9 protein-coding genes are annotated in these 8149 nt (G+C 44.5%); 8 read left to right on the forward strand and 1 reads right to left on the reverse strand.

Going from position 1 to position 8149, the window contains the following annotated elements; genetic code table 11:
* From MHN01_RS09545 to MHN01_RS09565, 5 genes are all read left to right on the forward strand, one after another.
* Positions 1-217: hypothetical protein (locus tag MHN01_RS09545; protein ID WP_239411140.1), on the forward strand; the 217-nt coding region annotated here is incomplete at its 5' end.
* 576 nt (positions 218-793) lie between these two features.
* Positions 794-1648 (forward strand): AraC family transcriptional regulator, encoded by an 855-nt coding sequence (locus tag MHN01_RS09550; RefSeq protein ID WP_239411141.1) that lies wholly within the window; start codon positions 794-796, stop codon positions 1646-1648.
* 176 nt (positions 1649-1824) lie between these two features.
* Positions 1825-2580, forward strand: coding sequence for an AzlC family ABC transporter permease (locus MHN01_RS09555; protein ID WP_239411148.1), 756 nt, complete (start codon positions 1825-1827; stop codon positions 2578-2580).
* Positions 2577-2885 (forward strand): AzlD domain-containing protein, encoded by a 309-nt coding sequence (locus tag MHN01_RS09560; RefSeq protein ID WP_239411142.1) that lies wholly within the window; start codon positions 2577-2579, stop codon positions 2883-2885. The genes MHN01_RS09555 and MHN01_RS09560 overlap by 4 nt, the downstream gene beginning before the upstream one ends.
* Positions 2886-2983: 98 nt before the next feature.
* Positions 2984-3370: a carboxymuconolactone decarboxylase family protein gene (locus MHN01_RS09565; RefSeq protein ID WP_239411143.1), complete on the forward strand. Its 387-nt coding sequence runs from the start codon at positions 2984-2986 to the stop codon at positions 3368-3370.
* Positions 3371-3447: 77 nt separating this feature from the next.
* Here MHN01_RS09565 and MHN01_RS09570 read toward each other — a convergent pair whose 3' ends face one another.
* Positions 3448-4611: a multidrug effflux MFS transporter gene (locus MHN01_RS09570; protein ID WP_239411144.1), complete on the reverse strand. Its 1164-nt coding sequence runs from the start codon at positions 4609-4611 to the stop codon at positions 3448-3450.
* A gap of 134 nt (positions 4612-4745) precedes the next feature.
* Between MHN01_RS09570 and MHN01_RS09575 the strand changes: the two genes are divergently transcribed.
* The 3 genes from MHN01_RS09575 to MHN01_RS09585 form a co-directional block, all read left to right on the forward strand.
* A complete protein-coding gene (locus MHN01_RS09575; RefSeq protein WP_239411145.1) occupies positions 4746-5510 on the forward strand; it encodes a helix-turn-helix domain-containing protein in 765 nt (254 codons plus the stop codon).
* 258 nt (positions 5511-5768) lie between these two features.
* Positions 5769-6545 (forward strand): alpha/beta fold hydrolase, encoded by a 777-nt coding sequence (locus tag MHN01_RS09580; protein ID WP_239411146.1) that lies wholly within the window; start codon positions 5769-5771, stop codon positions 6543-6545.
* A 622-nt stretch (positions 6546-7167) separates the two neighbouring features.
* On the forward strand, positions 7168-8149 hold a 982-nt coding region (locus MHN01_RS09585; protein WP_239411147.1), incomplete at its 3' end, for a condensation domain-containing protein.

The raw sequence follows: 8149 nt of genomic DNA on the forward strand, positions 1-8149 counted from the left end.
AACGACTAAAATGACGAGCAAAAAAACGTCAGCGTCAAACGGCTCTCTTTTCCCTTCAAGACCCGCTAAAGTAGCGGGACGAGTGTCTTGTAATACACGCTGTATTAATTCGACTTGCTACAGAACCTACGATGATGGCCGTCAGATTAAGTACCAAGCCAAACAAAAGTTTAATGCTTTTACAGGACAATTTGAATGGGATTCTGGTGGCTGCTAAGTCGCGTCGTCGACAATTTGTCTAGGTCAGTTTTCCAATGCTAGCGATATCTCGCCGATAACAGCAAAAGCATTAACGCTGACACATTCATGCCCCCTTTCTCTACAACCAAGCTGACAGCCAAACCTATATTGCCTGTCAGCTTCTATAACACCCTAACTTAGAGTCTAAATCCAACACACTCGATACCTTCAGAGTCGGCTTATCTCCAAGGGTCAAGGCTTTGGTGGAACGGCGATTCCAGGCGGTGTGCATGCCTGCAGATTTAGCAACAGCTTGCCTCTAATCTGCTACTTGTCTGAACAGGCCGAGTAACAGTTACCAAAGTGCCAAGTCAATCATGAGCCGTACACCTAAACCATCCCTATTAATCTTAGCTATAACTCTGCTATAAAATGCTTGCTACGTAGCTACGATCTCACACAGAGCACCTTTCCTATACTTTTTAATGCCTTCTTTATTTCAATTGCTTCAACCACGTATTACAAAGAGCAATTTTGTACAAACGCATTTGGTATCACTTCGTTATACTCATTAATAGCCTCAATCAAACGAGGTGATGGAGAAAGCAAGACAATGGATTCAAAGAAAAAACAATCGCCGAAGAAGGAACGGGCTACCTATAGTGTTGCCGATGAAATGGGCGGTATTGATCTACTTGATGCCGACTATCACCGCCAAAACTTTTCACGCCACAGCCATGAAGGCTACACCGTTGGTGTAATTGAAAACGGTGCCCAGCAATTCTATCGTACCGGCGGTAACCATGTTGCCCCACAAGGCAGTATCATTTTAGTCAATGCAGATGAAGTACATAGCGGTCATTCTGCCAGCGAAGGCGGCTGGTCATACAAGGCGATGTATCCCCTCCCCGATCAATTTGAAACCATTAGCCACGAACTGGCTGCTGGTTTATCAAGTAACGGAGCGCCGTACTTTCCTTCACCGGTCGTCTATGATCCCGAGCTCGCCAGCCAACTTCGACTGGTCTTTGAAACATTGGAAAAATCAGACAACCGCCTGCTGCGGGAGACCTTGCTTTACGGTGTAATGACCAAGCTAATGTGCAAGCACGGCAAGCGACCCACCGCACCTCAGGATGTATCGAAGGCACAACGCCAGCTAAAACTGGTCAAAGAGTTTCTTGATGATTTCCCGAGCGCCGACATCTCCCTTCAGGAGCTGGCAAACCTGGCCTCATTCAGCCCGTATCACCTCGTGAGGGCATTCACGAAAGAATACGGCTTTCCACCCCATGCCTACCAAATTCAGGCGCGGCTTCGTCTGGCTAAACAACTGATTCGAAGGGGGCACACAGTCTCGGATGCGGCGCAAGAATCTGGTTTTCATGATCAAAGCCACCTCCACCGACATTTCAAAAAAGCCATGGGTATTACACCCGGTCAGTTTGCCAAGCAAGTGGCTCGCTAGCCATCATCTGAACCGTTATATCTCCCTCTATTGAGCAATAACGTACAAGTTTGTATTGTGATTAATTCATAAAGTAAAAAGCATTACTGATAACAAAGAAGAAACGCTCAATGCAAACATCCATCACAACTAATGACGGAGGCGCGCCTGACAGGACAGGTGCTTCTCATCAAGACATGACAGATAACAGTAGTCAGCAACAGACATCTCAGGAAAAACGTACCCTCTTCAGACAAGGTGCACTAGCCGTCAGCCCGCTGTGCGTTGCGGTGATTCCATGGGGGTTACTGGCCGGATCGTTCGCAATCGATATAGGCCTAAACCCATTTCAGAGTCAGGCTCTCTCGGCCATTGTATTTGCAGGCTCTGCCCAGCTAGTTGCGACGGGCTTACTAAAAGTAGGAGCTGGTCTGGCAACTATCTTGCTAACTACCCTGTTTATTACCTCGCGTCATTTGCTCTACAGCATCACAATGCGCGACAAAATCAGCCCGCTGCCGTTAAAGTGGCGAATTGGCCTCGGCTTTTTGCTAACTGATGAACTGTTTGCCCTTTGCGGCCATCAGTCTCCCAAGATATTTAACCGCTGGTATGCCCTTGGGGCCGGCTTGTGGTTTTACATCTGTTGGAACCTGGCTACGCTGGCAGGCATCGTCGCTGGCAAGTTCATCCCCAATCTTGATAGCCTCGGGTTAGATTTTGCTATTGCGGCGACCTTCATTGCCCTTGTGGTCCCGACAGTCAAAAATGCATCCGTACTGGTTTCAGTGGTTGTTGCCTTGAGCCTCTCTGTTGTATTACAGGCCTATAACGTGGAAGGCGGTTTAATGCTGGCCAGCCTGGCTGCGATGGTCGCCGGCTACAGCTACGATAAATACGTTGTCAGTCCTATCGAGAAAGAGAAAGGGAAAGAAAAAGGAGAAGACGCATGATTTGGTTAACTCTTCTGGCAATGGCTCTGCTTGTTTTCTCCAGTCGCTACTTGTTTCTGGAGCCAAGGCTTCCTCTGAGACTTAATGCCCAGGCCCAAAAACTATTGAGCTACTCCAGCCCTGCCGTTCTTACTGCAATTTGGGCACCGATAGTCTTCTTGCCTGAAGGCGAGCTCTCCGTCTCGTGGCATAACCCCTATCTGGTTGCAGCGATTGTCGCCGTGTTACTGGCCTGGAAATTGAAAAGTGTACTGCTTACCGCCGTTATCAGCATGGCTGTATTTTTCCTGTTGTCATTCTTATAGAGAAGCAGAAATATAGGGAGGCAGAAATTATCGTTGGCTCCTGTTATTGATAATGTTATTTTTCAACGCAATACGAATAACACCCACATGGTTATGACATGAGCGAAAGATACGAAAAAGGGCTGAAGCAACTCAATGAACTCGATCCCAATGCCGCAGATGGGCTAATTGAAAGCTTCAGTGAGATTTGTCCGGATTTAGCTAAGTACACCATTGAATATCCGTTCGGTGATGTATTGCAACGTGAAGGACTCGATTTTAAGACCCGTGAGCTGGCAACGATTGCCGCACTAACTGCACTGGGCAATTGCCAGCCACAGCTCAAAGGTCATATCAGCGGTGCGCTTAACATTGGCTGCACACCCAAAGCGATCACCGAAGTGATCCTGCAAATGTCTGTCTATGCCGGTTTTCCTGCGGCTATCAATGGCATGACAGCGGCTAAAGAGGTGTTTGAGTCTCGCGGGATTATCACGGAAAAATAACCATTGAGAGACAAACGGGTTTACCTTCAGCCTGTTGAACCATACTTTGTAGCTTCAACAGGCTGAAAGCATTTACATCATGCTATACAACTATTTCTGGCTTTAATGGTTACAGTCAACACCGCAATGATGGCGCAAGCCACCAGCACAATCCCCAGGTTTTGTACCGTTCCTGCAACGGCAAGTCCGGCTCCAATCATCAGGTAATATAGAAGTCCCAATACAGCTCCCGCACTGCCAGCCTGAGAGCGATAATGAACCAGTGCCTGACTCAGAACATTAGGGATACCGATACCAAAGCCCATCACAACGAAAATCATCGGAAGCAGGAACCATAATGAACCTTGCAAAAGCAATACTCCGATCGCCCCGACTAAGCCAAGCAAGGTCGCAATGAACATCAGCCTCTGGTGAATAAACCCCTTTTGTATCAGTCTCTTATTTAGCAGGCTGCCCGCAAATGTACCCATAGCAAGCACAATACCACTTCGACCAAACGTAATAGAGTCATAGCCAAGCTGTTCAAACAAGAATGGTCCTTGTAAGTAGTATGAAAACAGCAAGACATTAAAGAGCGCAACCAACAGCGCACTACGCCATATATCGTTATCCCTTATCATCTGTCGAAACAAATCACCTAATGCTGAGGGAGCCGTTATCTCAGGAGTCGTCCCATGTATTGTCTCTGGCATCGTCTCAGGAAGCGTCGCAACGCTGATCATCAGCAGCACCAGTGCCAAACCGCTCAACGTCACAAATACATAGCTATGCCCGCCCCACTCTGCCAAAAAACCGCCTGACATCATGCCGATAACCGGGCTAAGGGAAATCCCCATTCCCATATACGAGTACACCTTGCTTAGTTCAGATCCGTCATAGCTATCACGCAACATGGTTTGAGTAACAACAGATCCAACGGCAACCCCGAATGCGCTCAAGCCTCGAGCAACCATAAGCAGTTCAAAACTTGGGGCAACCACCGCACCGGCGGCGCTAAGCGCATAAACTGACAGCCCGAGTAACATTGTTTTTCGCCGACCTAATAGATCTGCCACCACTCCCCAAACAATGACACCTAACGCAAAAGCCAAGAAATATACCGACAACGTCTGGCTTGCAGCTTTGACACTTACATCAAACCTGATGGCAATATGCGGTAATACCGGGCTGTAAATGGTTTCAACAATCTGCGGGAACATTATCAGCACCACCATTAAACCCAGCGCTGGTTTTGTTTTCATCTCATAAACCTCTAACTGTATAGCAAAGCTCATATTTTTCGAGCAATGCACTTCTATTTGAATGACAGCTAGTTTACGTGCCCATCTTATGGTCAAATAACACAACTAGAACAGAAAATATCAAGATTGGGACAATGGCTGAGTTCAGTGAACACACCATCTTTAATGTCGATGAGATGGAAAATGCTGTCATAGGCATAGCAACGCGTGTCGGCAAGCATGACTCCGGATTGCATCAACATCAGAAAGGACAACTTCTCTATGCACCTAAAGGCTGCATGAGCATCTCACTCAATGGGATTAAGTGTGTATTGCCTTCAACACGGGCCGCCTGGATTCCAGCCAACACCCCGCAATGTGCGCGTATGACCAATGTGGTCGAATATCGTTCTCTCTATTTTGATCCATCGCTAAATACCTCACTCCCTTCGACGCTAAAAATTGTAGAAGTTAATCCCTTGCTGAAAGCATTGATTGAGCGCATGGCCTTTTGGGAATGGGATAAACCACAAAGCGAGCAAAAAAACACTACAGCTCTGTTTTTCGAAGAACTAGCAAACGCCAAAGAAGAATTGCTGCAATTGCCTTTGCCATCAGATCGTCGCCTGCAGAGCTGGGTACAACAACTCAATGAACCGACCTATATTGCTCCCCCCCTTAACCAGCTAAGTCAGTCTGTTGGTGCCAGCAGCAAGACCATCAGCCGAATATTTAGCAAAGAAACAGGAATGGCCTATCAGGCATGGCGACAGCAGTGGCGGTTATTAAAGTCGATCGAGTTATTATCAGAAGGATTACAAGTTAACGATGTTGCCTATCAGCTCGAATTCTCAAGTGACAGTGCCTTTATCAGCTTCTTTAAACAACAAACAGGCATTACTCCTTTTCAATATATGTGAAAACTTTCACCAATTACTCATCATGAGTATTCACAATGTTAAATATATCTGGTTATTAACCAACCCGATTGCTATCACATTAACAATAATGTCAAATGGTATCCCATATCATTGGGATACATTTAATAATAAAATATGTTCATATCCACTATCTCTTTACAGAAAATAATGTAGTCCATATAGTTACTCTAACCTAAACATCATTATTATCTTTATCATAATAAAGGTTTTATTGTTTTCTCTAAAAGGATTAAAAAGTTGGCTATTTTCAATCACAAAGGAGGTCACCATTTTTCAACTGATGGTGCCGACATTTATTTCGAAACCTTAGGCAACCCGCACGGAAAGCCACTTGTATTAATCCATGGGGGATTAGGTTATATCACAGATCTCAACTGCCTTCTTGAGGCTATACCTAACGGCTATAGAATTATCGGTATTGATCTCAGAGGCCACGGTAAATCAACGCTGGGAACAGCACCATTGAGTTACGAACAATATCAGAAGGATATTGAAGCAATACTCAAACATTTAGCTATTGATACATTTTCTCTTCTAGGTTTTAGTGACGGAGGCATAGTCAGTTATCGCTTGGCTGCTCGATTCAATACAAAAGTTGAAAAACTTATAACGATAGGCTCGCAATGGCGTTTAGAAGAGAATGATCCATCCATCGAGTTTTTAGCACATGTTACTCCCGATGACTGGCTAGACATGTTTCCGGATTCAGTTTCCTACTATAACAAGATTAACCCACAACCGGATTTTGAACGCCTCGTCAATGAAGTAAAAACAGTCTGGATGGATACAGCACGTTCCGGATATCCCAGCAGCGATATTCGTACTATAAAATGCCCGACACTTATAATACGTGGTGACAGTGATTTCTTACTTTCTCTTCAAGAAGCAGTTGAGATAGTAGATCAGATCGACAATGCAGCATTCATGAATATTGCGTTCGCAGAACATGAAGCGCATAAAGAATGTCCACAAATCTGTTGTTCAGTTATACAAAGATTCTTAACTGAAGAATAATTTAAATAAGTACAATATACTCATATCCAAAGCTAGTACTTCGCTTGGCTAGCTTTAAATCCATATTCTATTTTTATTACTAGATCGTACGTTGCCACTCTGACTTTTCCATATAATAACAGATTAAACATTAGAGCATTCCATCTAAGCATGAGTAACTACACAATTTAGTGCTTTAATAATTACAATATTGAGAAATACAGATAAAAGCCCAATACTTCATTCCGTTTTAGCCTACCTAACTTCATCTACTCATTCTAAACTTTGTTATCACTCGCACTATTCATCGTAACAAATCAGTCTCTCACCATTATTTCTCAACTCAAATTAAAACTTAAGCATAAAATCATCGACATAATATAAACACAGATTAGCTTATCTACCGTCTGTCTTATATAGATAACCATAATAAGCACAAATAACAAAACAGACTATTAACCAATCAATCAATACGATTTGTAGACTATAAGGTAAACAAATAAACAGAAGTAACTATAAACAAAGATGAAAATAAACCATTCACTAATTTAAAGTTGGTGAGCCTCCCTATTAACTGACAAAAACATTTATATAAATCTTTGTCAGTTTCTACTAACAAGCTACTGGTATTAAAGGATCATTGATGTTTGATAAAGTTAGCTGTTCGCTAAGTGCAGCCCAACAAGAAGTCTGTCTGGCTATCAGCCAGTCAGGACATAATCTCAACTATCACTTATGCGACGTACTTGAATTTCATGGCGAACTAGACCTTTCAAAACTAGAACAGGCAATTCAGGTTCAATTCACTGAAACAGAAACCCTAAGAACGACGCTCGATATACAGACAGAAACAGGGCTATTCACACAATTCATCCATGCACCTGACACTCAAGCTGGGAAAAAAGTCGATTTCCATGACGTCTCGATATCACAAGACCCTGAGCAGGAATACGAACGGCTTCTTAGCAACCTGCTCAGTCAGGATATGGACCTTATAAACGGACCGCTAGCCCGATATATTGTAGTTCGATTGGCACCGTCTCAATACCGAATCATCGAACTGGCATCCCACTTGGTCGTTGATGGTTGGGGACACGGCATTCTATCCGGCAATATTGCTGCGCACTACAACAAACTATGCCGTGGTGAAACAGTTGAAGCGCGAAATCTGCCGCCTCTAAGCAGTATTTTTATCGCTGAAGACGAATATCGAAATAGCAAGATGATGGTAAAGGATCAGGCTTATTGGCAAAAGTATTGCCTAGACCTGCCAGAGCCCACGCAACTTGTTCCGGGGGATGCTCCCCTAGCCAAATTAAACCGCCTGAGAAAAGTATTCGACGGCCCTGTGTTACACCAGTTACGAGATGTCACCGCTGAGCATAAACTGCGAATGTCCTCCGTTCTGATGGCACTCTGTGCCACCTACCTGCATCGCCTGACAGGCCAATCTGAACTTGCTGTCGGTATGCCTGTAGCCGCAAGACAAATCAAAGCCCTTCGCGATGTGCCTTCGATGGTAGCTAACATCCTTCCGCTGCATTTGTCTTTTGACGAGAACAGTACAGTACTTTCCGTCGCTTCTAACATTCAGCGACAGTTACGACGTCACCTGCTGCACCAAA

Origin of the sequence: Photobacterium sp. OFAV2-7, from assembly GCF_022347985.1 — a bacterium.
Classification (GTDB): domain Bacteria; phylum Pseudomonadota; class Gammaproteobacteria; order Enterobacterales; family Vibrionaceae; genus Photobacterium.

Coding starts and splice junctions, on each gene's coding strand:
- MHN01_RS09550 (WP_239411141.1), top strand. CDS start 794: ATGGATTCAAAGAAAAAACAATCGCCGAAGAAGGAACGGGCTACCTAT.
- MHN01_RS09555 (WP_239411148.1), top strand. CDS start 1,825: ATGACAGATAACAGTAGTCAGCAACAGACATCTCAGGAAAAACGTACC.
- MHN01_RS09560 (WP_239411142.1), top strand. CDS start 2,577: ATGATTTGGTTAACTCTTCTGGCAATGGCTCTGCTTGTTTTCTCCAGT.
- MHN01_RS09565 (WP_239411143.1), top strand. CDS start 2,984: ATGAGCGAAAGATACGAAAAAGGGCTGAAGCAACTCAATGAACTCGAT.
- MHN01_RS09570 (WP_239411144.1), bottom strand. CDS start 4,611: ATGAAAACAAAACCAGCGCTGGGTTTAATGGTGGTGCTGATAATGTTC.
- MHN01_RS09575 (WP_239411145.1), top strand. CDS start 4,746: ATGGCTGAGTTCAGTGAACACACCATCTTTAATGTCGATGAGATGGAA.